Source organism: Pseudoalteromonas sp. G5_S1_54_S4 (assembly GCF_054968565.1).
Map to the genome: position 1 here is coordinate 77,373 of NZ_JBQKUL010000006.1, position 25,256 is coordinate 102,628.

The 25,256-nt window shown below is 39.5% G+C and carries 24 protein-coding genes and 1 riboswitch; of the genes, 6 read left to right on the forward strand and 18 right to left on the reverse strand.

The window, feature by feature from the left end; translation table 11 throughout:
- Positions 1–28: 28 nt before the first annotated feature.
- Complete coding sequence (gene msrA / locus ACTRWE_RS04235; protein ID WP_262977269.1) at positions 29–565, forward strand: peptide-methionine (S)-S-oxide reductase MsrA; 537 nt, start codon at positions 29–31, stop codon at positions 563–565.
- A 66-nt stretch (positions 566–631) separates the two neighbouring features.
- Here the strand turns inward: msrA and ACTRWE_RS04240 are convergent, their stop codons facing one another.
- Both ACTRWE_RS04240 and ACTRWE_RS04245 read right to left on the reverse strand, forming a co-directional pair.
- On the reverse strand, positions 632–2,482 hold the full coding sequence (locus ACTRWE_RS04240) for a TonB-dependent receptor domain-containing protein (RefSeq protein WP_076922887.1): 1,851 nt from the start codon (positions 2,480–2,482) through the stop codon (positions 632–634).
- 37 nt (positions 2,483–2,519) lie between these two features.
- A riboswitch (cobalamin riboswitch) is annotated at positions 2,520–2,685 on the reverse strand.
- A gap of 280 nt (positions 2,686–2,965) precedes the next feature.
- On the reverse strand, positions 2,966–3,448 hold the full coding sequence (locus tag ACTRWE_RS04245) for a YajQ family cyclic di-GMP-binding protein (RefSeq protein WP_013464315.1): 483 nt from the start codon (positions 3,446–3,448) through the stop codon (positions 2,966–2,968).
- Between the two features lie 151 nt (positions 3,449–3,599).
- Here ACTRWE_RS04245 and ACTRWE_RS04250 point away from each other — a divergent pair, with 151 nt between their 5' ends.
- Positions 3,600–3,950 carry a VanZ family protein gene (locus ACTRWE_RS04250; protein ID WP_076922886.1) on the forward strand — a complete coding sequence of 117 codons (351 nt, stop codon included), beginning with the start codon at positions 3,600–3,602 and terminating at the stop codon, positions 3,948–3,950.
- Positions 3,943–4,845: a ketopantoate reductase family protein gene (locus ACTRWE_RS04255; protein WP_076922885.1), complete on the forward strand. Its 903-nt coding sequence runs from the start codon at positions 3,943–3,945 to the stop codon at positions 4,843–4,845. The genes ACTRWE_RS04250 and ACTRWE_RS04255 overlap by 8 nt, the downstream gene beginning before the upstream one ends.
- A gap of 26 nt (positions 4,846–4,871) precedes the next feature.
- Here ACTRWE_RS04255 and thiI read toward each other — a convergent pair whose 3' ends face one another.
- The gene (gene thiI, locus ACTRWE_RS04260; RefSeq protein WP_076922884.1) at positions 4,872–6,329 is read right to left on the reverse strand and encodes a tRNA uracil 4-sulfurtransferase ThiI; all 1,458 of its coding nucleotides are present in this window, start codon (positions 6,327–6,329) and stop codon (positions 4,872–4,874) included.
- 100 nt (positions 6,330–6,429) lie between these two features.
- Positions 6,430–7,083, reverse strand: coding sequence for a TetR/AcrR family transcriptional regulator (locus ACTRWE_RS04265; protein WP_013464311.1), 654 nt, complete (start codon positions 7,081–7,083; stop codon positions 6,430–6,432).
- Positions 7,084–7,261: 178 nt separating this feature from the next.
- Between ACTRWE_RS04265 and coaD the strand changes: the two genes are divergently transcribed.
- Positions 7,262–7,753: a pantetheine-phosphate adenylyltransferase gene (gene coaD, locus ACTRWE_RS04270; protein WP_024601870.1), complete on the forward strand. Its 492-nt coding sequence runs from the start codon at positions 7,262–7,264 to the stop codon at positions 7,751–7,753.
- A 20-nt stretch (positions 7,754–7,773) separates the two neighbouring features.
- Here the strand turns inward: coaD and ACTRWE_RS04275 are convergent, their stop codons facing one another.
- From ACTRWE_RS04275 to argC, 8 genes are all read right to left on the reverse strand, one after another.
- The gene (locus ACTRWE_RS04275) at positions 7,774–8,295 is read right to left on the reverse strand and encodes a hypothetical protein (RefSeq protein ID WP_058154284.1); all 522 of its coding nucleotides are present in this window, start codon (positions 8,293–8,295) and stop codon (positions 7,774–7,776) included.
- Entirely contained in the window at positions 8,295–8,537 is a 243-nt protein-coding gene (locus ACTRWE_RS04280) for a hypothetical protein (protein ID WP_232311335.1), read from the reverse strand. Before ACTRWE_RS04280 ends, ACTRWE_RS04275 begins: the two co-directional genes overlap by 1 nt.
- 813 nt (positions 8,538–9,350) lie before the next feature.
- Positions 9,351–9,551, reverse strand: coding sequence for a hypothetical protein (locus ACTRWE_RS04285; RefSeq protein ID WP_058154281.1), 201 nt, complete (start codon positions 9,549–9,551; stop codon positions 9,351–9,353).
- A gap of 253 nt (positions 9,552–9,804) precedes the next feature.
- Positions 9,805–11,670 carry an argininosuccinate lyase gene (gene argH / locus ACTRWE_RS04290; protein ID WP_058154280.1) on the reverse strand — a complete coding sequence of 622 codons (1,866 nt, stop codon included), beginning with the start codon at positions 11,668–11,670 and terminating at the stop codon, positions 9,805–9,807.
- 52 nt (positions 11,671–11,722) lie between these two features.
- On the reverse strand, positions 11,723–12,925 hold the full coding sequence (locus ACTRWE_RS04295; RefSeq protein WP_024601866.1) for an argininosuccinate synthase: 1,203 nt from the start codon (positions 12,923–12,925) through the stop codon (positions 11,723–11,725).
- Positions 12,922–13,854 carry an ornithine carbamoyltransferase gene (locus ACTRWE_RS04300; protein WP_016900252.1) on the reverse strand — a complete coding sequence of 311 codons (933 nt, stop codon included), beginning with the start codon at positions 13,852–13,854 and terminating at the stop codon, positions 12,922–12,924. Before ACTRWE_RS04300 ends, ACTRWE_RS04295 begins: the two co-directional genes overlap by 4 nt.
- Before the next feature lie 7 nt (positions 13,855–13,861).
- Complete coding sequence (argB, locus tag ACTRWE_RS04305; protein ID WP_138764161.1) at positions 13,862–14,629, reverse strand: acetylglutamate kinase; 768 nt, start codon at positions 14,627–14,629, stop codon at positions 13,862–13,864.
- On the reverse strand, positions 14,626–15,639 hold the full coding sequence (gene argC / locus ACTRWE_RS04310) for an N-acetyl-gamma-glutamyl-phosphate reductase (protein WP_462879552.1): 1,014 nt from the start codon (positions 15,637–15,639) through the stop codon (positions 14,626–14,628). The genes argB and argC overlap by 4 nt, the downstream gene beginning before the upstream one ends.
- Positions 15,640–15,860: 221 nt before the next feature.
- Between argC and argE the strand changes: the two genes are divergently transcribed.
- Positions 15,861–17,006, forward strand: a complete 1,146-nt coding sequence (argE, locus tag ACTRWE_RS04315; protein ID WP_462879553.1) for an acetylornithine deacetylase — start codon at positions 15,861–15,863, stop codon at positions 17,004–17,006.
- 118 nt (positions 17,007–17,124) lie between these two features.
- On the opposite strand, the gene panP is transcribed toward argE, so the two are convergent.
- A complete protein-coding gene (gene panP, locus ACTRWE_RS04320; protein ID WP_008115622.1) occupies positions 17,125–18,750 on the reverse strand; it encodes a pyridoxal-dependent aspartate 1-decarboxylase PanP in 1,626 nt (541 codons plus the stop codon).
- Between the two features lie 259 nt (positions 18,751–19,009).
- Between panP and ACTRWE_RS04325 the strand changes: the two genes are divergently transcribed.
- Complete coding sequence (locus tag ACTRWE_RS04325; protein WP_462879554.1) at positions 19,010–20,881, forward strand: EAL domain-containing protein; 1,872 nt, start codon at positions 19,010–19,012, stop codon at positions 20,879–20,881.
- On the opposite strand, the gene trmB is transcribed toward ACTRWE_RS04325, so the two are convergent.
- From trmB to mpl, 5 genes are read right to left on the reverse strand one after another with little or no spacing between them, the layout of a single operon-like run.
- Positions 20,874–21,542 (reverse strand): tRNA (guanine(46)-N(7))-methyltransferase TrmB, encoded by a 669-nt coding sequence (trmB, locus tag ACTRWE_RS04330; RefSeq protein ID WP_462879555.1) that lies wholly within the window; start codon positions 21,540–21,542, stop codon positions 20,874–20,876. The two genes, ACTRWE_RS04325 and trmB, sit on opposite strands and share 8 nt — an antisense overlap.
- Positions 21,542–22,309, reverse strand: a complete 768-nt coding sequence (locus ACTRWE_RS04335) for an ABC transporter permease (protein ID WP_008115618.1) — start codon at positions 22,307–22,309, stop codon at positions 21,542–21,544. Before ACTRWE_RS04335 ends, trmB begins: the two co-directional genes overlap by 1 nt.
- Positions 22,310–23,239 carry an ABC transporter ATP-binding protein gene (locus tag ACTRWE_RS04340; protein WP_013464297.1) on the reverse strand — a complete coding sequence of 310 codons (930 nt, stop codon included), beginning with the start codon at positions 23,237–23,239 and terminating at the stop codon, positions 22,310–22,312.
- Positions 23,236–23,859, reverse strand: a complete 624-nt coding sequence (locus ACTRWE_RS04345; RefSeq protein WP_008115616.1) for a flavin prenyltransferase UbiX — start codon at positions 23,857–23,859, stop codon at positions 23,236–23,238. Before ACTRWE_RS04345 ends, ACTRWE_RS04340 begins: the two co-directional genes overlap by 4 nt.
- A 1-nt stretch (position 23,860) precedes the next feature.
- On the reverse strand, positions 23,861–25,216 hold the full coding sequence (mpl, locus tag ACTRWE_RS04350; RefSeq protein ID WP_076922997.1) for a UDP-N-acetylmuramate:L-alanyl-gamma-D-glutamyl-meso-diaminopimelate ligase: 1,356 nt from the start codon (positions 25,214–25,216) through the stop codon (positions 23,861–23,863).
- Between the last annotated feature and the right edge of the window lie 40 nt (positions 25,217–25,256).

Genomic DNA, 25,256 nt, shown 5'->3' on the forward strand with positions numbered 1-25,256 from the left:
ATATAACCATATAATTGAGGAAGTACTTATGAGTTCAACCACACAGGTAGCAACACTCGGCGGCGGCTGTTTTTGGTGTATTGATGCGGCATTTAGGCGTGTTAAAGGTGTACTCAGTGTTTGTTCTGGTTACACGGGCGGGCACACTGATAACCCAACCTACAAAGCCATTTGCACTGGCAACAGCGGACATGCCGAAGTGGTTAAGGTTGAATTTGATTCTAGTGTGATAAGCTTTGAAACCTTACTCGCAATGTTTTTTACCTTGCATGATGCCACCCAGTTAAATCGCCAAGGTAACGATATAGGTACTCAATACCGCAGCGTTGTGTATTACCATGATCAGCAACAACAATTGCAAACACAGGCCGTTATTGCAGAGCTGCAAAGTCATGTTAGCGAACCTATAGTGACTGAGGTGAGCCCAGCAACCACTTTTTACCCCGCAGAGCACTACCATCAGGACTATTTCAATGAAAATCCTGAGCAGGGCTATTGCAGTATTTTAATTGCACCCAAATTACATAAGTTTGAAACCGAATTTAGCGAGTTTTTATCGGAATAAAGTGCTTTTAATAAATAGCCCAGCAATAAGCTGGGCTATTTGTTCCTTGGCAACTAGGATAAGTGACTAAAACTGATAATTTGCCCCCACAAAGAAAGTTCTTCCTGCGCTGTTATAACCTAATAGCTCACCACTGGCAGCAAACCCTGTTGCTGCAGTAAAATATTCCTTATCAGTAATATTTTCTATTCGAGCAGCTAACGACAAATTATCGAGCAACTGGTAATTGGCTGCTAAATTAAATACCGTATAGTCAGCGAGTTCAGAATCATAATACGCAATTGATGGACGCGATGAGCGATACTGCATATCTAAACTAGCATCAAAATCGCCCCATGACTTAGCGAGTTGATAATTAAACGACTCTGAAGGCCTGCGTGGTAAATCTGTATTCGTCTTTTCATCTGTAGCATCTAAAAAACTAACATTAACAGAGTGTTCAAAGCCTAACGCTGAAAACTCAGCCGATAATTCTATCCCCTGCATAGATACTTTATCTATGTTAGTTGCAATATATTTACCTGAGTCTGCATCATAATTATTACTAATCAAATTATTGATACGGTTATCGAAAATAGCAATATCATAACGGCCCCATTGGGTTTCTAAAGTTATACCAAGCTCATTATTTAAGGCTTCTTCAGGTTTAATATTATTGTTTGGTAAATAGTACGGGCTGTTAGTCACAAACGCATTAATTAACGAAGGAGCTCTAAATGCAGTACCGTGATTTAAACGTAGTGTTACATAGTTATTTGCTTTGTAACCAAGTCCTGTACTGTAAGTGTTTGCACGGCCATGGAAGTCATAATCATCGGTTCTAACAACCGCATTTGCTAACCATTTGTTATGGCTATAAAACGCGCCTATAAACAACGCCTTATTATCGCGTTTTTCTTCTGATGACGTTGCTGACGAGTTTGATAAATCCTCAGATAAATAATTAAAGCCACCCGATAGTTCAAGTTCTTCAGTAAGGGTATAAAGCCCTCGATATTCAAACTCAACACGCTCTGTGCTATACACTTGCTGCACATCGGTACCTGTTTGGGTATTTTCTTCTTGCGAAACGCTCACCGAAGTACTTTGGCTATATATATCTGAGGCTTTGTTCCAGCCTAGCTTAGCGGTGTAATTTTCAAAGTCGTAGGCATCGTTACCCCATGCATTATCATATTGTGCTTCGCCTTCACTATACTGAGATTGCAGGCTCAATTGGCCTAGTTCAGCAAGCTCATAAGCTAAATTAAAGCCAATGTTTTTATTTTTGTAGCCATCATCATCATGATCTTTTGTGTACTCAGCCGCTGGATCTTTGCCAGTAACATCAAAACCATCTGTCTCTTCGTAGCCTAAATTATAATTAAAGCTAAGCGCCTCTTTTACAAGCCCACCAGCAAGCTGATAATTACTGTAGCTATGGCTGCCTAAAGTAGCCGAAAGCGAGTTATTTGAGGCTTTACGGGTGATAATATTAATTACTCCGGCTACCGCATCAGAGCCATAAATAGCAGCTCTTGCCCCTTTAATAAGCTCAACACGCTCGATACTGTTAACTGGAATATTCGTCAGCGATACACTACCTGAACTTGCATCGCTCACTCTTACGCCATCAACCAATACTAAGGTATATTTAGCGCTGGCCCCGCGAACAAATATATCTGCCTTTTGACCTAACCCACCATTACGAACAATATCTATCCCAGCTATGGTATTTAATATTGCTGGTAAATCTCGGTAATTCGCTTTTTCAATATCAGCGCGCTCGATAACTGCAACACTTGCTAATACATCATTTATAGGTTGTTCAAATTTATTCGCAGTAACGGTTATTTTTTCAATGGTTTGTTCTGCAGCAGATACAGAAATAGAGAGTACAGCCGAAATGGCCACACCCAGTGCGGTTTTATTTAACATCATGTCCCCTATCTTTGCCCACCGCAAAGATGTTAGTAAGTAAGATTAAATCAAGGCCGGTCTCCGGACTCAGTTACCATAATTTAATACAGCATAACTTTACCGTTGCGGGGGCAGTGTTGGGATTGACTTCATCAATGAAAACGCACCAACTTCCCGATTATCCTACTAAAAAAATCACACCATTGAAGTGTTTAGTAAGCACCTTGAAAATAGACTGCTATTGTTATCTGTTTACTAAAAAAAGTCAACGGACGTCTAAACATCTACAAATCCAAAGGTTCAAGATTCAGGATACGGGGTTCGGGGTTCGGAGTTCGGAGTTCGGAGTTCGGAGTTCGGAGTTCGGAGTTCGGAGTTCGGAGTTCGGAGTTCGATAATTATCATAGATCCAAAAATAAATAGCCAAACAATATAACGTGTTTGGCTAAATACATGTTGCTTTGAGCTCAGCGCCTATAGTGCCTAGCTCGAAACAATAAATTAATCGCGGAAGTTTTTAAACTGAAATGGTTGACCTAAATCAGCAGTGCGTACAACTTGCATAGCCGCTTGTAAGTCATCACGCTTTTTACCTGTTACGCGAACTTCTTCACCTTGAATGGCCGCTTGTACTTTTACTTTAGAGTCTTTGATGGCTTTTACTACTTTTTTAGCCATGTCTTTTTCGATACCCTGTTTAAGTGCAACGTTACGAAAAACATTTTTGCCCGCACGAGAAATATCTTGTAGCTCTAAGCTTGCAACATCCATCCCACGTTTAGAGATTTTACTCGCTAAAATATCAAATAACTGCATTACCTGAGCATCTGCTTCAGCTTTTAATTTAATTGTTTTATCGTTTAGCTCTATTGATGCATCAACGCCTCTAAAGTCAAATCGCGTTTCTAGTTCACGGTTGGCGTTATCAACCGCATTTTTTGCTTCGTTCATTTCTACTTCAGATACAATATCAAATGAAGGCATAGCGTTCTCCTAACTATCTAATCTTAATTTTATGCCGCAATTATAACGTTAAAATGATAAATCTTTACATTTTTCTGCATTTTGTTCAGGTGCGATACTAAATTAGTTTGATATACTGAGGCTTCTTTTTTATACGATTTTAGGAATTTTCGTGACAAGGCGTGTTTACCAAGCAATTTTTTTAATTAGTATTGTTGCGTTTACCTTCTTATTTGCTAAAGAGGTAAAGGGCGCGGCAAACTTATTTCCGCATGTTGATAAAGCAGCGCATTTTGGTATCTTCTTTTTACTTGCCATTATTATGGATAAAGCGTTTAAACTCCCATTATATGCACAAATACTATTACTCGCTGGTTACGGTGCGGCAATAGAGATTATGCAAGATAGCCTTCCTTACAGACAAGCATCACTGGCCGATTTTGTTGCCGATTTTATTGGTGCAGCGAGCTACTTTTTAGCTAAAGCCCTGTTAACACTGCGTAAAAAGAAGCATTATGGCTAACATACTTGTTGTAGGTGATGGCGCTATTGGCTTGTTATTTAGCCATTTTTTAGCCAAGCATCACGCTATATATATACTTACTCGAAAAGGCACAGTTAATACTCGCTTTTACAGCCACAGTAACGCTGCGTCTGAAAAAATTAACGCCACTTTTATCTCACAAGAGCAGTTATCTCAAACTCCTGAATTTGATATTGTTTTATTCACGGTAAAAGCGTTTGCAGTGCAACAAGCCTATGCTCAAGTAAAACCTTATCTAGGCAATAATACCCATATTATACTGAGTCATAATGGCATGGGTAATGTTGAACAATTAAATGAACAACTAACAAAGCAGCAGTCGTTGTACTTTTTAACCACCAGCATAGCTGGATTTAAGTCAAACCCTAATATTGTGCAGCATACCGGAAACGGGCAAAGTGTATTAGGGGGCTGTAATCAACTAGCTATTCAAAATATTCAACAGCTTAGTGAGCAATTACACACCATTCCACAGTTAATTGTCAGTAACAATATTGAACAACTACGGTTTGAAAAGCTACTGGTTAATATTGCAATAAATCCATTAACCGCTCTGTACAATATAAAAAATGGCCAGTTGCGTGCGCCACAGTTTAATAGCTCAATTATTAATTTATTAACAGAGGCGTGCCATATTGCGACCGCGCTTAAACTTAATATTAAGCTTATCGATGCTCTCGAGCGCGCCTACAAGGTAATGAGTTTAACCGCAGAGAATTACTCATCTATGCATCAAGACGTTTTGCATAATAGACAAACAGAGATCATGGCGATTTGTGGCTATATAAGTGAGCAAGGAAAACTGCACCATATTGCAACACCTTATAATGACGCCTTACTTGCTAAAATTTTGGCAAAAAAAAGCGCGGAATAAATCCGCGCTTTTAAAATATTTAGCCATTAACGACGATAGACTTTTACAGTGGTAAAGCCTTCTTCGTGAAGAATAAGCGCTTGTAACTGGCTCATTACCCCTTTTTGGCAATATAAGTAATAGTCTTTATCTTTAGGTAAATCACCAAACTTTGTTGCTAAGCGGAAAAACGGTAAATGAATAACTTCAATACCATCAATTTCAAGCGGAGCGGCATCTTCTTCCTCAGGTGAGCGAATATCAACAACAACCGCTCCTTCAGGTAACTCTGTAACTGATTCTGCCTCTTTAAGCTCTTGCTTAGCTTCAACATCGATATCGCGCACATCCATAACACGGGCGTTATCAATAACGGTATCTAACACATCAAAGTCAAACTTTTCTTCTTCTGCTTTAATTACTTCAATTTTGGCTTTAACTGTCGGCTTTTTAGAGATCACACCGCAGTATTCAGGCATCGTCTCTGCCATTTCTGCAGTGCCTATTTGGCGCGCTATATTGATGATTTCTTGCTTATCATGTTGGATAAGTGGGCGTAAAATCAGCGTCTCGGTTACGCGGTCAATCACACTTAAGTTAGCTAAGGTTTGACTAGACACCTGACCTATACTTTCACCCGTAACCAATGCTTGAATATTTAGTTTTTCAGCGACGGCACTACCCGCTCGCATCATCATACGTTTAAGGACAACGCCCATTTGGCTGTTCTCAACGTTTTCTAAGATTTCAGCAACAACCGGTTCAAAATCAACAGTAATAAACTTAACTTTGTGAGTAGAGCTGTATTGTTTCCATAGATAGTAGCTCGCTTGCTTAACCCCAATTTCATGGGCAGCGCCACCTAAATTAAAGAATAAAAAGTGCGTGCGAGCACCTTTACGGATCATTTGATAACTGGCAACGCCAGAATCAAACCCACCAGACATAAGCGATAATACATCGTCTTGTGTTGGCAGTGGAAAGCCCGCCATTCCTAAATGGGTTTGCGTCACTATGTAGGCTTTTTCGTCTTTAATTTCTAAACGAATCGTTACTTCTGGGCGGCTTAGCTTTACTCGAGCCCCTTCAACATGTTGATTAAGCCCGCCACCAACGTAACGCTCTAGCTCAGTTGAAGTAAAATCATGTTGACCTATGCGCTTAGCACGGACACAAAAGGTTTTACCAATAATAGTGTGACCAACTAGCTCAATGGTTTTTTGATAGATGTCATCAAGGGTTTTAAAGTCTGTTTCGGTCACTTCAATAAACTGCACGATGCCAGGTATACGTTGTAAGCTGTCGATAAAATCAAGGCGAGTTTGAGCATCGTCAAGTTTTGTTACAACTGAAATGTTATCCCAGTTATTACGTACCTGTACTTTTTCGTCAACACGACGCAATACAATTTTAATGTTATTTTCTAACACTTTGGTAAAGCGTTTACGGACTGAACGGCTTTTGATGGCTATTTCAGGGTGAAGTTTGACGATAAATTTAAGCATAGTTCAACTCTTAGACTGCGGGAATTCGCGCACCCAGGCATTGGGCGCGGCGGATTATAGCAAAAAATTTAACGCCTAGGAACTAACCAACTCAACAGGCTTAAGGATTCTGGGGGGCTGCATTTGCTAAAAGTGCGTACTTGTCTCTTAACTGATTAATTTTATTTGCGCTTTTTTCTGTACTGTAAGCCTTAAATAAAGTCAGTACTTTTACAATGCCAGGGTAAATATCTTGCTCAACCAGTACACCACTTAGTCTTCTTGCTTTCATATAGGGTGTCCAAAAGCTAACCGTTAATTTTAGCGTATGAGCAAGTTCGATAGCATCTTGTTCATCAATGGCAATAATTTCACTATCCCGCAAGGCCAAAATGATGTTACGTACCTGCTCAAGTAATTCCTGCTGAAAATCAATGTAACCCTGTTTTAAATGACTATCGCGAGCGAGAATATCGCCAAGGTTGTCGTAAAAAAAATGATAGCGCCACATCAATTCAAATAGCGAATCTAAATAAGGACCTAGATGTTCAAAAGCATCGTCGCCTTGATCGACCGGCTTAAAATGAGTACTTAAATGGTCACGATAAAGTGCAAATATATGGCGAATAATGTCTTCTTTATTTTTAAAGTGGTAGTACAGATTACCCGGACTCATACCTAAACTCGATGCGATATGATTAGTAGATATTGCTCTTTCACCATGTTCATTAAACAATGAAATACTGGTTTGAATTATTTTATCCTTGGTATTCATATACTCATTACTCAATTTTCGAAAATACGATGCTGCATTAAAATAATCCGTCTAGTATAAACAAATCATTGCATTTGTAACACTGCGCAGCTGCAGTTATATACAATTTACTCACAAGGCTGCTTTGCACACTAAACACTGCTACACTACGGCTAAAAATAATAACACAGTAAATATTATGAAAGTGACCGCAATCTACCCAGGCACATTTGACCCTCTTACCAACGGCCACACTGATTTAATTCAGCGTGCGGCTAAAATGTTCGATACCGTTATTGTGGCTATTGCTCATAACCCAAGTAAAAAACCGTGTTTTACTTTAGAAGAACGCGTTGATTTAGCAAATGAGATTTTAAGCCATTTAGATAATGTAAAAGTCATTGGCTTTTCAGGGCTACTCGCCGATTTAGCCCGTGACCATAATGCTAATGTATTGATCAGAGGCATAAGAGCGGTTTCTGATTTTGATTACGAGTTTCAGCTCGCGAATATGAACCGCCGTTTAAACCCTGATTTAGAAAGCGTATTTTTAACGCCCGCCGAGCGCAATACCTTTATATCATCAACACTAGTAAAAGAAGTAGCACGCCATAACGGGGATGTGAGTGAGTTTGTTGACACCATAGTAATGAAAGCCCTGCAGTCAAGGCTGGGTAAAACCAAGCACTAAACACAACACCTAGCGTATCATTACATTGCGCTAGGTAGCTTCGCTCTTGCTGGAAACAGAACGTTCTTAAGCCTCACTAAACCCAAAAAATCTTTATTGATAAATAGTGCCAATGCCATTATAAAATCAAAGAGAATAACGCCAAACCCATATGCAGCCCAAAACCACCAATAGTCACTGTTTGCTTTAACTTGAACATCATAATGCATTCCTAAAAATAAACAGGTATTAACACCCAACCCCAGCATTAAGTAATAAAAAGCAATAGGCGTGTTTTGCAACGTGATTTTTCGCCATAAAAAAAGTATCAAAATAGTTGTGAGATCAAATATGAAATAATCTTTATAAGTAGAAGTTTCGAGGCTTAAAAATGCACTTAGAAAATAAGAAATCATCATTATTAATGAAATATGCAGTAAGCTTTTATCTTGTTTATTAATGCTCGAAGAAAGGTTAAATAGAAAAGCGATTAAAAATAACCACAATATAAAATTACCTAAATTCTCGCCAACTTTAACAAGTAGCCATAATAAATCTGTCATTATGGGCTTTTAAACTCAGCGCGTAATCTAAATAAACGACCTTTAAGTTTCATTAGCCCTAAAAAGTCTTTATTGATAAAAATAGCAATAATCATTAGTAAATCAACAACATTAACCCCCATAGAGTACAGGCTCCACAACCACCAGGGATCTGAGTTCCAGTTTATATAAAGATCTATGTAAATAGCATACGTTAAACAAGCATTAATCAATAAGCCACTAACAATATAGTTTTTAGCCACATCGCTTTCAAAGCTTGACGCTTTTGTTATTATAAAAATAATACAAACTGTAGCGAAATCAAAAAAAATCCAGTTAAGGTAAACGTTTTTGAAAACTAAAAGGAAGTCACCAATAAGGTAAGAAAAGAACATTATTGAAGCTAAATAGACCAGTAATTTATTAGCTGTATTTATACTCGATACAAATGTGTACAACAAAGCCATTAAAAAGCCCCATTGTATAAATGCATCAATATAATCTGCTAAAAATAAGTCTACATAATACATTTATTGGATTTGGTTAAGCTCAGACGTTTTGAATAATGAAATGAGTTTATTTTTAAGGGTGTGTAAGCCAAGAAAATCACGGTCTACTATTAAAGCTATGATCATTATAAGATCTATAGAATTGACAGTATAAATGTATAAGTCCCAAAGAATCCAATGATCCTGATTGTTATTAATATACATGTCTATATACATCAATAAAAAGAATATTGAATTAATCGTTAAACCTATAATTAAATATAAGAAAGATGGGGTTGTTTTCTTTATGATAAAAAAAACACTCAGCAAAGCTGTAATTGTCATGATGTCATATATAGCCCAGTCTAAATAAATTTTTACCTTTATTGATAACCAAGTAAAAAAATAATCAGATATCGTATAAGACACCATCATTATAAATGAGCTGAGTAATAAAGTTGTTTTTCTTTTGACATCTAAAGTATAAACAAAAATGTTGAAAAAGAACGCCATCAGAAATCCCCACATAATGAATGCTGATAACGAAAAAAAACCAAAAAACTCAGTTAATAACATCTACTACCTTATTTATTTAGGTCTTACTGGAGGGATCATGCCACCACCACGTTGAAGATCTGCGCCGCTTGCGGCAGCCATCGCCTCTTGAGAGATACTTACTGTATCAGATTGTAGGGTTTTAGGGCTAGCAGTTTGTTCCATTGCAGGCTTTAATTGTTGCGTTTTATTGTATGCTTGCATTTGTACTTGGCTATTAGCTGAAATTTGCATGTGATTAATCCTTTTGAGTATTAAATTTTTATTATTGGCGTAAATTTAAATCACACCACCTGGAGCAGTTACTAAATAACTTCTGTAACGTATTGCCTTCGTTGATTAATTGACTTAACAACACACTACAGAACTATAAATGCAACCGATATGCCAACTTTAAATTCATAGCATGTTAATTTAAAAATTATTTTATTTTACTCAAAAAAAAAACGCATCGGGGTCACCGTGCGTTTTTTATCCTAGGGATTGCTCAAGCCACGTTTTTACAGGGGATCTCCATGCTATTACTTGGCTTTAACATATATTCCATTGCGACTTCATCACAGTTTTCTTTACGTAAACATAACTCACAATCTTTCATGACTTTTTCAGGTAGGCTCTCTTTATTACAGAAACTAAACCGCTGATTTTCGAAAAAGTCAGGTACACGAGTCAGAACGATGACACGATTGAGTGCCAATTTTTTGGCTTTTACTAATAAATGTTCTACTAGCTCTCGCCCTTGGCCTGTTACTGCGCTTTTAGGGTCAATACCTAATGAGCGTATTTCAGCTAATCCAGTGTCGTAAATGTATAATGAAGCACAACCTGATACCTGACCGTTTATCTCGGTTACAGCAAACTCATTAATTGAGTGCACCATGTCACTTTTAGCGCGCGGTAAGTTTTCGCCGACTGTTGCCCAGTGTTGTACGAGTTTAGCGATTGCTTCCACGTCATCTAGGTTTGCATCACGAACTGTTATTTGCTGTTTTTTTTTCGCGTCTTTCACCGCTTTACTTACTTGTTCTAATGAGGTTCCGCCAAGTGCTTGACGTGCTTTAATACAGGCATCAATTTCAAGTACGGGGTACACATCATCTTCAAACACTGGGTTTACTGATTTATACTGCTCAAGTGAAAGCTTCTCTAACGTTTTACCTTCACTAATAGCTAATTGCACCAACACCCCAACAATATGATGCCCTTCTCTAAACGGTACACCTTTGGCTACCAAATAATCAGCAAGCTCGGTTGCATTTGCGTGGCCACCTTTTGCCGCTGCTAAGGTTTTGTCTGCTTTAACTGTTACACCCTTAATACACGCTTGCGCCATATGAATACAAGCAAGCCACGTTGGCATAGCGTCAAAAATGCCTTCTTTATCTTCTTGCATGTCTTTATTGTAGGCAAGCGGCAGTGCTTTTAGAGTCATCATCATTGCACTAAACGCACCAAATACCCGCCCTGTTTTACCACGAATTAGCTCTAATGCATCTGGATTCTTTTTCTGCGGCATCAAAGATGAGCCCGATGTAACATTATCAGCCAGTTCAATAAACCCAGCTTCTCCTGAGTTATAAAAAATCAAGTCTTCAGACATGCGCGATAAGTGGATCATAGAGATAGACGCACAGCTTAATAGCTCAACCACAAAATCACGATCAGATACACCATCAAGGCTATTTTTAGTCGCGCCTGTAAACCCTAACCCTTGTGCAAGTGCATGACGGTCAATCGGATAGGCAGTTCCCGCAAGAGCGCCACTGCCGAGTGGACAATAGTTCATTCGTGCTTGGGCATCTTGCAACCGGCTTTCATCACGCTCTAACATTTCTACATAAGCCATACACCAGTGACTAAATAACACCGGCTGTGCACGCTGTAAGTGCGTATAACCTGGCAGTATTGTGCCAAGCTCACGTTCAGCCAAGCTAATAAATTCAGCTTTTAGTTGTGCAATTGCTTTTAAGATATGATCGGCAGTATCGCGACACCATAATCTAAAGTCGGTAGCAACTTGGTCGTTACGGCTTCGGCCTGTGTGTAATTTTTTAGCTAAATCACCCACTTTTTCAATTAGCGCGGCTTCAACATGCGAGTGAATATCCTCAGCACCTGAGGTGGCAACAGCGTGTGGATCTGCTTTTACCTCTTCAAGTAATTCATATAATGCCGATACCAGCTTTTGGTGTTCGTCATTAGATAACACGTTCACTTGTTCAAGTGCGCCAGCCCATGCAACAGAGCCAATAATATCTTGCTCTGCTAATTGATAATCGAAGGGAAGTGAATCGTTAAATTGTTTAAACGCTTCATCTGGACCCGTAGAAAAACGCCCGCCCCATAATGCCATGAAATCTCTCCAAACCCGATAATAGCCCCTTAATTTCAAGGGGCATAAAAAATTACTTTTTAGCTAATGCTGAAATTCTGCTTGATAGTGAGAATAAACGAATAAAGCCTTCTGCGTGCGATTGGTCATAAACATCGTCTTCACCGAAAGTAGCAAAATCTTCGCTGTATAAACTGTTAGGTGATTTTTTCTGAACCGCTGTTACTTGCCCTTTATAAAGTTTAAGTACCACTTCACCTGTTGCTAACGTAGAAAGCGCTTCTGCACCGGCTAAAATAGAATCTTTAAGCGGCGTAAACCAACGACCGTCGTAAACTAAATGCGAAAATTCACCACCGAGTACCTCTTTCCATTTACGGCTTGACTTATCAAGAACGAGCTCATCAATTGCTTGAAGCGCAGCTATGATCACTGTACCGCCTGGTGTTTCGTAACAACCGCGTGATTTCATGCCCACTAAACGGTTTTCTACAATATCAACACGACCAACACCATGCGGGGCAGCTATGTCGTTTAGTTTAACTAAACAGTCGTAAGGCTTTAATTGTTCGCCGTTTACAGCAACCACTTCACCTTCTACAACTGATAAAGTGACATGCTCAGCTTTATCGGGCGCTTGCTCTGGTGAATTAGTCCATGTCCATACTTGCTCACTTGGCTCACACCAAGGGTCTTCAAGCTCGCCGCCTTCGTGGGAGATATGCCATGCGTTAGCATCACGACTGTAAATTTTAGTTGCTGATGCAGAACACGGAATATCACGCTCGGCTAGGTAATCAAGCAATGATTCACGACTTGATAAATCCCACTCACGCCATGGCGCAATCACTTTTAAATCAGGAGCCAGTGCTGCAAAACATGACTCAAAACGTACTTGGTCGTTACCTTTACCCGTACAGCCATGAGAAAGTGCATCTGCACCCACTTTACGGGCAATTTCAACTTGGGCTTTGGCGATGATTGGACGTGCCATAGAAGTACCTAGCAAGTAGGTTCCTTCGTATATAGAGCCTGTTTTAAGTGTTGGGTAAATGTAATCACTTACCATTTCATCTTTCAAATCAACCACGTAACATTCAGATGCACCCGATGCAATGGCTTTCGCTTCTACGCCTTCAAGTTCTTCTGCACCTTGGCCAACATCGGCCACAAAGGCAATAACTTCACAGCCGTAGTTTTCTTTTAACCATGGCACGATAGCCGATGTATCAAGACCACCTGAATAGGCTAAAACGACTTTTTTAATTGAACTCATAGGTGTTCCTTAACAAAATTTGGATTTAATAATGTAACAAGCAGAGCATTTTGCGCATGCATACGATTTTCTGCTTGTTGAATAATTTTTGATGCGGGGCCATCCATTACCTCAGAGGTAATTTCAAACTCACGGTGTGCCGGTTGGCAATGTAATACCGTGGTAGCCCCGGTTTTTTTAAGTAATGCCTGATTTAATTGATAAGGCATGTATTTTTCTTTCACTTGCTCAAGCGGTGTGGTGTCTCCCATAGAAACCCAGGTATCAGCGTAAACAGCGTTAGCACCTACCGCAGCCTCAACTCTGTCACTTACCATCACAGAAGCCCCATTCATAGCGGCAATTTGCTCCGCTTTTTTAAGAATTTGCGAATCGGGCGAACTGCCTTTTGGCGTTACAGCAACAAAATCAGTACCTAAAGTTGCTGCAAGTAGCATCAGTGAATGCGTTACGTTATTGCCTTCACCTAAATAAGCCAACTTTAGCTGACTAACATCACCGTGCACTTCTTGAAGCGTTAAAAAATCAGCTAAGGCTTGGCATGGGTGATATAAATCACACAAACTATTAACCACCGGAACAGACGAATACTCACCTAAGGTAGTTAACGTACTGTGCTGATTAACCCGGGCAACAATACCATCAGCCCAAGTTGAAATATTCAAGGCGAAATCTTTTATTGATTCACGTGCCCCCATCGCGCCGTTTTGTTGATCTAGATAAACCGCATGACCGCCTAAACGGTTTATACCAATATCAAATGATAAACGCGTACGTAAACTTTGCTTTTCGAACAGAGTAACCACTGACTTACCAGCTAACACTTGGCTATACTTTGCAGGGCTTTCTTTAATATCTTGCGCTAATTTTAATAAATTAAGGGCGCCTTGTTGGTCTAATTCTAGACCCGTTATAAAATCTTTAAACATATTCAACCTATGGTGTCACTTTAGTTCCGACGTGCTCGCCTTGCAGCAAAGCCGTTAAATTTTCTGGCTTTTGCCAGCTGGAAATGTACACACCGCGTCGTAAATGTTGGGCAGCGTGAAGACTGGTCTTAACTTTGACCTCCATCCCGCCCACAATTACTCCCTCTGCAATTAAAGTATCAATGTGTTTTGTGTCAAGTTGATGTAGTGGATGCTTATTCGCATCAAGCACCGCTTCCACATCCGTCATAAAAATAAGTTCGGCGTTTAAATTACTCGCAATCGCTGCTGCTGCTTCGTCAGCATTAACGTTGTACCAAAGCCCTTGCTCATCAAAACCGATGGAGCTGACTATAGGTAAACGCCCGCCACTGAGTAATTCATTAATAATAGAATCATCATTACTATGGCATTGACCTACTTGCCCTAGCGCTTTTAATTTTTGTGATGCTGTTATTCCAGCTTCATATAAACTCAAGCCAACGGGTTTGTGCCCAGCAGTCATTGCTTGCGCCATTAATTGTTTGTTTGCTGTTCCCGCTAATGCTCCTACAATATAAGGCATCTGTTCTTTAGGGCTGATACGCAAACCTTGATGTTTAGCACTGGCAAAACCGGCTTCTGCTAACCAATGATCAACTAATGAGCCACCGCCATGAACAATGACAAATTGTGCATCATGTTGCTCATTAAGAACCTCAAAAAGCGCTTTAGCGGCATTTTCAGTATTGAGTACTGCGCCACCGAGTTTAATCACCCACGTTTTACTGCTCATTTAAACGCTCCTACTAAACCTGTAGTGTGAGGCAAACCCATTGACAAATTAATACATTGCAGAGCCTGACCAGCCGCCCCTTTTAGTAAATTGTCAATCGCTGCCATCACTATTAATTGTGAGTCTTGCTGCTGCCATGCAATATCAACATAGGGTTGTTTTGCTACCCCTTTAATTGAGGGAATTTTGCCACCAAGCAATCGAATTAACGGCTCATCCGCTAATACTTGATACGCTTTAGTTACTTGCTCACTAGTCACACCCGGTTTTAGCTGTACATAAATGGTTTCTAAAATACCGCGAGGAAAATTACCTAAATGAGGGGTAAATAGTACGTTATGGCCAAGATGCTGCTGTATTTCAGGCCCATGACGATGGTTAAACAAACCATAAGCAGCAAGTGATACCTCACAAAAATGCGTACCGATGCTGGCTTTTCGCCCTGCGCCAGTTACGCCAGAAACCGCATTAATAATAATTTTTTCATCACTCAACAAGCACGCTTGTTGCAGAGGCTTTAATGCATTTAATGCAGCCGTTGGATAGCAGCCAGCAACAGCAATTAACTGAGCATCAGTAATGGCTTTACTATTCCATTCAGCAAGACCATAAGCCGCTTGATTAAGTAGTTCTGGATGTTGGTGTTCAAAGCCATAATAAGTAACGTAATCATCATTACTTGCAAGACGATAGCCACCAGAAAGGTCAAATACCTTTTTGCCCATCGCTAAAAACTGAGGCGCTAAATCCACACTTACTTTATGATCGGTGCACAGACAAACGTAATCTGCTGAATGAGTGATATCAGCAAGTGCATGTTCATTTAGTGGCTGCAAAGGTAAATCAAGTAACCCTAAATGCTCAGGATACAATTCACTAAGCAATTTATGTTTATCTAAACTTTGCGCTGATACATAACAGCCAGTTAGTGAAAGCGTTGGATGTTTTGCTACTAAGCTAGCCAGTTCTGCGCCGCTGTAACCGCTGGCACCTATAATTACTACGTTCATTATTTACTCTTTATCTAAAATTAGTGACCACATTCCATGTTGTTTGTTTACACTAGGGTCTAACCCAGCCAAACAGATTAAATTTATGAGTGATAACTATCGTCGTATTATTTTCATGGCGTAACTTTAATATATTTATGCTTAAAAAGTGAATTGATATTCATCATAAATACTTTTATATTGTTATGCAATTAAAATGAATACTTATTTTGGAATTTTTTATGTCTCTGCCGTCATTTATTTCGATGTACCAGCAATTGATTGCTGCCCCCTCTATCAGTGCCATTGAAGATCATTTATGCATGAGTAATAAAAGCGTTATTGAACTACTCGCTCAGTGGTGTGAAAGCTTAGGTTTTACCTGTGAAATAATAGAGTTAGAAGGTGGTAAAGGCCGCTACAACTTATTAGCAAAACGCGGACAAGGCGATGGCGGGTTAATGCTTGCGGGGCACACCGATACAGTGCCATTTGATGATAGCCGCTGGAATCAAAACCCATTTAAATTAACTGAACTTGATAACAAATTATATGGTTTAGGCAGTATTGATATGAAAGGCTTTTTTGCTTTTGTACTGCAAGCTATTAGTGAGCTTGATGAAAAGCAACAAACTCAACCTATTTTAATATTAGCGACCGCCGATGAAGAAACCACTATGGCTGGCGCACAGCAAATTTGTAAGCACCCAAATTTAAAGCCAAGTCGCTGTATTATTGGTGAGCCAACAGATATGACCCCCGTATTTACCCATAAAGGTCATATGAGTACAGCAATCAGAGTCGTTGGTCGCTCAGGACATAGCTCTGATCCCGAACGGGGTCTTAATGCCATCGAAGTAATGCATAAAGTGATTACAAAATTACTGATCTTAAAAGAACAACTCAAGAATAAATATTCAATAAACCACTTTGAAATTCCTTATCCAACACTCAACTTAGGCAATATTCATGGGGGTGACAATGCCAACCGAATTTGTGGCTGCTGTGAAATGCACATTGATATGCGCCCTCTTCCAGGTTTAAGCGTGCAAGAGCTTCAAGCACTCGTGCTTGATGCAACCTACGATATAAACCAGCAATACCCTAATGCTGTAAGCGTTATTGATTTACATGAACCCATTCCTGCCTTTACGGGAAGCACAGATAGCGCTTTAGTTAAATTAGCCGAAAATATAGCAGGGCAAAAAGCAGTCGCTGTTAACTACTGTACCGAAGCGCCATTTTTACAACAACTCGGTTGTGAAACCATCGTAATGGGACCAGGCTCTATTAACCAAGCGCATCAGCCCGATGAATTTTTAGCAATGGAAAAAATAAAACCTTCGCAACAAATTATCAGCAACCTTATAAAAGCAAGTTGCTTTTAATTAGTAACAAAAAAGACGCTTAGTCGCGTCTTTTTTGTCATTGCATTTGTCATTGCATTTGTAATTGTAATTGTAATTGTAATTGTAATTGTAATTGTAATTGTAATTGTAATTGTAATTACATATATTTTCGTAAATACTTTTTAAATACCGGATCAGTTTGTGCTAGTTCTTTCTGCTCTTCTAATATCTCTTTTAATATTGCACCTGATGTAAGCGGATTCGCAAGCACCACTCTAAATACCACGGTTGGTTGGTTATCATATTGAACTGGCGTTAAACGTGTACGCGATACAAACGAGCGACCTGATTCACGTTGACGTTTTTGCATGCTTGCAGTAAAACGATTAAGCGCGGCAAAGATATCTAAACGGGTTTGTGCGTCGGCCTGTGCTATCGCATTTTTAATTTGCTTAGGGACATAACGATAAGTTAGCAAACATAGCTCAGGTTCTGATATTAATTCAAAGTCTTCATCTGCTTTTATCAAACCAGCAAAGTAACGTGCTTTTTTAATACTGCGATCGATAAGCATTTCATAGCCTTTACGACCAATAACACGTAAGCAAGCATGCACTAACATCGCCATACCAGGGCGGCTCCCCTCAAGGGTATGGCTGCCTAAATCTTTAGAGCCTTTACGTAAAATATATTCAGCATGATGCTCTATGGCATCAGTTGCAGCAGGGTCTTTAAACAGCACCAAACCTGCTCCCATCGGTACATACATTTGTTTATGCGCATCAATGGTGATTGAATCTGCATGCTCAATACCTTTTAAAAGGTGCCTATGGGTATTAGAAAGTAAAGTAGCTCCGCCCCACGCCGCATCAACATGAAAATGACAATTAATCTCTTGTGCTAAATTAGCCATGTCTTCAAGTGGATCGATATTACCAGTTTCAGTCGTTCCGGCTACACCAATAATTGCCATCACTTTAATGCCTTGCGCTTCAAGCTCTAGCGCTTTTTCTCGCATAGCAGCTACATCAACTTTATTATCAGCCGATGTTTTAATACCAATTAAATTCTCACGGCCAATACCTAATAAATCAACCGATTTGCCTAATGAGTAATGACCTCGCTCAGAGATTAAAACCGCCAGTCCTTTGTAACCATAGTGGAGCATTCCCGCCACTAAACCTTGTGCAGCAATGCCTTTAAAGTTGCCATCTGCTTTCAATAAGCGGTTGCGGGCAATCCAAAGTGCTGTAATGTTAGCTACTGTGCCACCAGAGCAAAATGCTCCTAAAGAGGTTTTTGCACTGTGCATCCATTTAGAATAAAAACCATCACTTTGGCTATAAGCTAAATGATGCATCATTCCTAAAACTTGACGCTCTAATGGGGTAAACGCTTTTGAGGTTTCTATTTTTACAAGGTTTTGATTTAGCCCAACCATTAATTTCGATAACGGCAGTAAAAAATGTGGCAGAGCAGATGTCATGTGACCAATAAAGCTTGGCGCTGCGGTATGTACAGAATGAGCAACCAGCTGTTCCATAATATCTTGGGCATAGCAAGACACAAACGTTGGCTCTTCAGGGATAGCCGCCGATTGAAAATCTTTTTCTATTTCATGTAATGGTTTTTCAATTGCCGCGATATTTTCGTTTAAGAAACCTGCTAAATTACTCGAAATTTCAAGCTCTATTTTGCTCAAAGTTGAGTCAGGGGCCTCTGGAACGGTAAATATCCGTTTGAGGCTTTCTTTAGAGGCGACGGCACAACGCTTTTGATCCATCTTCATACCTAGTGTGTGACTAAAACACCTGTTAGTTTGTAAAACACGCTAATTTAAGGTGTTTTTAAGCAACGGCATTTCTAAAAAATTGCGCTAACTTTACTGCAATATGACAAAAATGTCTCGTTTTAAGCCATAAAAGACAATACTAAATAGATAACATTTCACTATTTTTTATATTTAGTACAAAGGGTAATTAAAATATTGGGCATTTATAATTTTTAAGTATAATAAATCTAACAAAAAATAAGGATGTTGCATGCTAAAAGGAAATCTAAAATTAACTCGGTTGGCGCTCGGTACCGTCTTTTTTTTAGTCAGCTTAATAATTTACAGTTACTACACCTACACTGCCATCAATAATGATGTTATACGCAGCATTGATAATCGTTTATTAAATGCAGCCACCAGCGTAAAGTACATTTTAGGTAATGATTATCACGATAAAGTAGCGCAAGAAATTAGCTTTTCAAGCTATCAAAATAAAGCCGACCAGCTTTCGGCATTGGCCAATGATTTAAATATAGATTATTTATATTCAATGGTACTGATTGATGAAAATGTTTATTTTACTGCCTCTAGCTACACTCAAGATGATCAAAATAACGGTAAAGTTACTCAGTTTTTAGATCTTTATCCCGAAGCCACGCCAATAACTATGGCTGCATTTTTATCAACGGCCCCTATTTTTGAAACCTCAACAGCGCATCGCGGCCATTCTAAAACAGTATATATTCCTCATCTGGCAAAAAATGGCAGAACCTATATTACAGCTGCAGATATTAGCGTTGATAAAATTAGCAATGCGTTAAAAACAGACTTATATCAATCTATGTTTCATTTTTGCTGCGTAATTATTATTTTATTAATAGTTTATACTCTTTATTACTATGGAGTACGTCGTTCATTAATGAGCGACCATGCAAGCGGATTCGAAAATCATATTGCCTTAGAAAAACGGCTAAAAAAAAGCAATGAACATCATTTACAAATTGCGATTATTTTAGTGAACGAAATTGATAATATCAGCCGTTTTTTTGGCACAAAAACAGCCGATGAAGTGATGAAAAAGCTGCTCACTCACTTTAAGCAGCAAGCCCGTTTGCACGCACGTATTTATCGTATTGCAACTAATAAACTCGCTATTTTGACTGATAAAGAAACTCCCTTTGATGAGCTATATAGCATTATTCAATCCCATAATAAAAATACACCTTTTATTACAGACCCATTTATTTATATTACGCTCAACGCTGGAGTGGCAAGAGGGAATAAGTCATTACTGCTTAAGAATGCTCATATTGCGTTACTGCAATCTAAGCAGGGCGATCAGAGCATAGTTAACTACTGTGAGGCAATTAATGACGCTAAATCTCTATATTTATATAATGTTGAAATAGCAAAAGAAATTCGTGAAGCATTTGATGCTCATCGTGTTGTTCCTTACTTTCAGCCGGTTATAAATACTCATACCGATGAAGTTATTAGGTATGATTGCTCACCGAGAATAGTCACTTCACAAGGGGAGATTTTAACCCCTGATACCTTTGCAAATGCACTAAATAGACTGCGTATGAATGGCATGTTAACCCATGCACTGTTTACTCAATGTGTTTCACGTTTTCGTAAATCAGCAATTTGTTGGGAGTTAACGCTGTGCGCTGAAAACATTGCAGATCCCACTATTTATGATCATATTGCGTATGAGCTTCATCGCTACCCTAATCCTGAAAACATTACTATTTCGATTTTAGAGTCGCAGGTTATTTCACATTACTATGAAATAAAGTCATTTATCGCAATGGTAAAAAGTAAGGGGGCAAAGGTGGTGATGCACTGCTGGGGTAATGAGTTTATTAATACTCTTAATACTTTAAAAGTGGAGGTTGATGGTATAAAACTTGATGGTGCAATCACAAAGCAGCTATTAAATGATGCAAATACGTCGCTATTTATATCCTACATCACTGATATAGCCCAGCAGCTTGAACTTGAATTGGTTGTTGAGGCGGTAGAAAATAACACGGTTGCCGAGCTACTCAATAAACTAAATGTGACGCTGATGCAAGGTAGTTACCTTGGTAAACCAACGCCACACGTGACTCACTTTAAGCAACAATTAGCTATTTAAGATTTATAACAAGCCGGTGGCTTTGCTGACCACTGGCCCAGTACTTACGCTCAAAAGGAGTAATTGCTTCATCTGATTCAAACAACGCGGTTTGACAAGGATACCCAGCTAACTCGAGCGCTCTGGCGAACTCTTTAACATAGATATCCCAGTTACTGCGCACTTCAAGCAAACCACCTAATTTAACAATAAAGGGGAAGATAGCCGCCCCATGCCAGCGCCTTTGTATGTGTTTAGACTTAGGCCAAGGGTTAGGGTAAAGCAAATAGTGATGCGTAGGCTGCCAATTAGCAGCCACCGCTAAACGCCAAAAGTCATTTAAGTCAGCTTGCACTAAAATGTATTGACCACTCTCACTTTGTTTATACTCAACATCATGCTTATCAAGTCGGTGAGATGACTTATCAATGCCCACAACTAACGCTTCAGGATGACGTTTTGCTAAATTAGCGGTGCTCTCCCCGACCCCACAACAGGAATCTAAAATAAGCGGCCCATTAAAGGCTTGCACTTTAGCATTAACTTCATCAAATGCGGTTTGCGTATGTGTTGCAATTGGCTTTTTAAACTCGGCTTGTAAGTGTTTATTAACTATTTCATCAAGCTTTTCATGAAGCCCCGCTTGATTAGATACAATACTACGTGAATTTGCATCGCTCATTAGTGTCTTAGCCCCACACCTTTTTTAATTAGCGTCAGTGCTAAAGTAAATAGGACGCTGATAAACACCAACAACACACCCATTGCGACCGATAAATCTACATCCGACACACCTAAAAACCCATATCTAAATGCGTTAACCATATAAATAATAGGATTAATTTGCGACACCATTTGCCAAAAATCAGGCAGTAAAGTGATTGAATAAAACACCCCGCCTAAATAGGTTAGGGGTGTTAAAATAAAGGTCGGAATAATACTTATGTCATCAAAGCTGTTTGCATAAATAGCGTTGATTAACCCGCCCAAGGCAAACACCGCCGAGGTAAGAATAACAGTGGCCATAATCACAAAAATATTATGTATTTGTATATCTACAAAAAATAAAGAAACACACGTTACAATAAAGCCAACCATAATGCCACGGGTCATGCCTCCGCCCATATAACCCAACACAATGATGTAATTAGGCACAGGTGCAACCAATAACTCTTCAATACTTTTTTGAAACTTAGTTGAGTAAAAGCTTGAAGCTACATTCGAGTAAGAGTTTGTTATAACTGACATCATAATAAGGCCAGGAACAATAAACTCCATGTAACTAAAGCCGCCCATATCGCCAATACGCGAGCCTATTAAGTTCCCAAAAATAACAAAATATAAGCTCATAGTAATCGCTGGCGGCACTAAGGTTTGCACCCAAATACGCAAAAAGCGAATACACTCTTTAATCCAAATACTTTTTAAGGCTACGCCATATTTAAACATTTATTCGCCCCGCCCTTGCTCTAATAAACCTACAAATAATTCTTCTAATCGATTCGCTTTGTTTCGCATGCTCAGCACGGTATTACCTTGTTCAGTCAATGCTGTAAACACCGCGTTTAATCCTTGAGATTTAGCCACTTCAACTTCAATGGTGTGATCATCCCCCATAGTAAATTTGTATCCATCTAGCGTTACGGGTTTAGACGGTTGTTTTAAATCCAATACAAAGGTTTCTTTGTCTAATTTAGCAAGCAGGGCTTTAATCGTGGTGTTTTCAACAATTCGCCCAGTATCAATAATAGCGATGTTTTTACACAGTAATTCGGCTTCTTCAAGGTAGTGGGTTGTTAAAATAATGGTCACACCTTGTTCGTTAATTTGCCTTAAAAAGTCCCACATTGAGCGGCGAAGCTCTATATCAACCCCCGCTGTCGGCTCATCTAAAATAAGTAATTTGGGCTCATGCATTAAGGCACGTGCAATCATCAAACGACGCTTCATACCACCAGAAAGAGTACGTGCTTGCTTATCTTTTTTCTCGATTAATCCAAGTTGCGCTAAGTATTTATCTGCACGTTTATGTGCTTCGCCGCGCGGTACACCGTAGTAACCTGCTTGATTAACGAGTATTTGGCTTAGGGTTTCAAACTGGCTAAAGTTAAACTCTTGTGGTACTAGGCCTAAATTCGCTTTAGCCGCTTCAAGGTCGGTATCAATATCGTGACCAAATACTTCAACTTTGCCTTTGGTCTTATTAACCAGTGAAGAAATTACCCCAATAGTGGTTGATTTACCCGCCCCATTTGGACCTAACAGTGCAAAAAAGTCACCTTCATGCACTTGTAAATCAACCCCTTTTACTGCCTCTACCCCATTTTTGTAAACCTTGGTAAGGCCTTCAATATTTAAAGCAATGTTTTGCTTATTCATTTCTTACCCTCACCATAACCCCAGCGCTTTGTGAGGTTATGTTCAATATTTAAATGATCTAAAATTCGCGCCACCATAAAATCAACCAAGTCTTCTATACTTTGTGGTTGATGATAAAACCCAGGAGCAGCGGGCATGATAGTGACCCCTAAACGCGACAATTTGAGCATATTTTCCAAGTGAATTTCGCTAAATGGCGTCTCGCGTGGCACTAGAATAAGCTGGCCTCGCTCTTTTATCACCACATCGGCAGCGCGCTCTAATAAATTATCTGATGCGCCGACTGCAATCGCAGACACTGACCCGGCACTACATGGACATACTATCATTTTTTTCGGTGCTGCTGAGCCCGAAGCCACCGGACTGAACCAGTTATCTTTGCCAAATACCTTTAATTGTTCAGGCTTGGCGTTAAATAATACACTTAACTGCTCGGTAGCTTTATCTTCATTCCCTGATAACTTTATATTAGACTCGGTATCAAAAACTACACGCGCGGCACTTGAGATAAGCACATACACTTGAAATTGTTGTTCAAGTAACACTTCCAACAGCCTTAACCCATATGGTGCGCCTGATGCGCCACTAAATGCTAAGGTAATTGTATCTTTAAATTGCACATTATTCTCCGCTGTATTTATCGGTCAAACCATCAACAAGTTGCTGATGAAGACCATTAAAACCACCATTACTCATAATTAAAACATGTTGATTTGGCTCAACATTCTCAAGCACTGTATCAATAATAGCGGTTGTAGAATCAAAGCACTGCATACCCGCTTTGTCAGCTTGCTCTTTAAGTGACCAGTTTAAATTTTCTGGTTCAAATAACAGCACATCATCTGCATCGCGAAGTGAATCGAGAAGTGTAAATTGATGCACTCCCATTTTCATGGTGTTAGAGCGCGGCTCTAAAATTGCAATAATTTTTTCATCCCCCACTTTAGCACGCAGCCCCGCAAGTGTTGTTTGAATCGCGGTAGGGTGATGGGCGAAATCGTCATACACTTTAATATGATTAATATCTGCTTTAAGCTCCATCCGCCTTTTTGGGCTGATAAACTCGCCCAAAGCTTCAATACTGTGCTCTATTGCAATTCCCACATGGCGTGCTGCTGCAATAGCCATAATGGCATTTTTAACGTTATGCTCACCAATCGCTTGCCAACTAACAACGCCTTGTAACTGCCTATTTAGTAAAACATTAAATTGAGAACCATCGGCTTTGAGTAATTCATAACTCCAATCATCACCTAATGTTTCGCTCTCGCTCCACAACCCTTTTGCAATCACATCGCTCAGTGCTTCATCATTTTTTGGCCAAAGCACTTTGCCGCTTTGCGGTAGTGTACGTATCAAGTGGTGAAATTGTTTTTTAATTGCGTTTAAATCTTCAAAAATATCAGCATGATCAAATTCAAGATTATTTAAAATAAGTGTTCGAGGTAAATAATGAACAAACTTACTGCGTTTATCAAAAAAGGCCGTGTCGTACTCATCGGCTTCTATAACAAAAAATGGCGTTTGCCCAACTCGCGCAGAAAGACCAAAGTTTTGTACAATTCCGCCAATTAAAAAGCCCGGTTTTAAACCCGCATATTCAAGTATCCACGCCAGCATACTGGCGGTGGTTGTTTTACCATGAGTTCCTGCCACAGCCAGCACCCACGAATCTTGTAGTAAGTTATGTTTTAGCCACTCAGGTCCTGAGGTATAAGGCAGGCTCTTATCGAGTACATATTCAACACACGGGTTACCACGGCTCATAGCATTACCAATAACAACGATATCTGGAGCTGGCTCTAGTTGAGATACGTCATAGCCCTGTGTTAGTTCAATACCCAGTTCTTGTAACTGAGTACTCATTGGTGGGTAAACGTTTTGATCTGACCCAGTAACGTGGTGACCCAATGATTTAGCTATAGCGGCAATACCACCCATAAATGTGCCACAAATACCCAAAATATGTATATGCATTTACTATCCTTTCATCCTGCGCGGAGTTTGCTCTAGGGCA

Excerpts from the sequence above, each read along its gene's own strand:
- ACTRWE_RS04275 (WP_058154284.1), bottom strand. The coding sequence starts at position 8,295 with ATGACAGATTTATTATGGCTACTTGTTAAAGTTGGCGAGAATTTAGGT.
- panP (WP_008115622.1), bottom strand. The coding sequence starts at position 18,750 with ATGGATCAAAAGCGTTGTGCCGTCGCCTCTAAAGAAAGCCTCAAACGG.
- argC (WP_462879552.1), bottom strand. The coding sequence starts at position 15,639 with ATGAACGTAGTAATTATAGGTGCCAGCGGTTACAGCGGCGCAGAACTG.
- argH (WP_058154280.1), bottom strand. The coding sequence starts at position 11,670 with ATGGCATTATGGGGCGGGCGTTTTTCTACGGGTCCAGATGAAGCGTTT.
- ACTRWE_RS04255 (WP_076922885.1), top strand. The coding sequence starts at position 3,943 with ATGGCTAACATACTTGTTGTAGGTGATGGCGCTATTGGCTTGTTATTT.
- ACTRWE_RS04245 (WP_013464315.1), bottom strand. The coding sequence starts at position 3,448 with ATGCCTTCATTTGATATTGTATCTGAAGTAGAAATGAACGAAGCAAAA.
- ACTRWE_RS04285 (WP_058154281.1), bottom strand. The coding sequence starts at position 9,551 with ATGCAAATTTCAGCTAATAGCCAAGTACAAATGCAAGCATACAATAAA.
- ACTRWE_RS04325 (WP_462879554.1), top strand. The coding sequence starts at position 19,010 with ATGCTAAAAGGAAATCTAAAATTAACTCGGTTGGCGCTCGGTACCGTC.
- ACTRWE_RS04240 (WP_076922887.1), bottom strand. The coding sequence starts at position 2,482 with ATGTTAAATAAAACCGCACTGGGTGTGGCCATTTCGGCTGTACTCTCT.
- coaD (WP_024601870.1), top strand. The coding sequence starts at position 7,262 with ATGAAAGTGACCGCAATCTACCCAGGCACATTTGACCCTCTTACCAAC.
- ACTRWE_RS04335 (WP_008115618.1), bottom strand. The coding sequence starts at position 22,309 with ATGTTTAAATATGGCGTAGCCTTAAAAAGTATTTGGATTAAAGAGTGT.
- argB (WP_138764161.1), bottom strand. The coding sequence starts at position 14,629 with ATGAGCAGTAAAACGTGGGTGATTAAACTCGGTGGCGCAGTACTCAAT.
- mpl (WP_076922997.1), bottom strand. The coding sequence starts at position 25,216 with ATGCATATACATATTTTGGGTATTTGTGGCACATTTATGGGTGGTATT.
- argE (WP_462879553.1), top strand. The coding sequence starts at position 15,861 with ATGTCTCTGCCGTCATTTATTTCGATGTACCAGCAATTGATTGCTGCC.
- ACTRWE_RS04295 (WP_024601866.1), bottom strand. The coding sequence starts at position 12,925 with ATGAGTTCAATTAAAAAAGTCGTTTTAGCCTATTCAGGTGGTCTTGAT.
- trmB (WP_462879555.1), bottom strand. The coding sequence starts at position 21,542 with ATGAGCGATGCAAATTCACGTAGTATTGTATCTAATCAAGCGGGGCTT.
- ACTRWE_RS04340 (WP_013464297.1), bottom strand. The coding sequence starts at position 23,239 with ATGAATAAGCAAAACATTGCTTTAAATATTGAAGGCCTTACCAAGGTT.
- msrA (WP_262977269.1), top strand. The coding sequence starts at position 29 with ATGAGTTCAACCACACAGGTAGCAACACTCGGCGGCGGCTGTTTTTGG.
- thiI (WP_076922884.1), bottom strand. The coding sequence starts at position 6,329 with ATGCTTAAATTTATCGTCAAACTTCACCCTGAAATAGCCATCAAAAGC.
- ACTRWE_RS04300 (WP_016900252.1), bottom strand. The coding sequence starts at position 13,854 with ATGTTTAAAGATTTTATAACGGGTCTAGAATTAGACCAACAAGGCGCC.
- ACTRWE_RS04265 (WP_013464311.1), bottom strand. The coding sequence starts at position 7,083 with ATGAATACCAAGGATAAAATAATTCAAACCAGTATTTCATTGTTTAAT.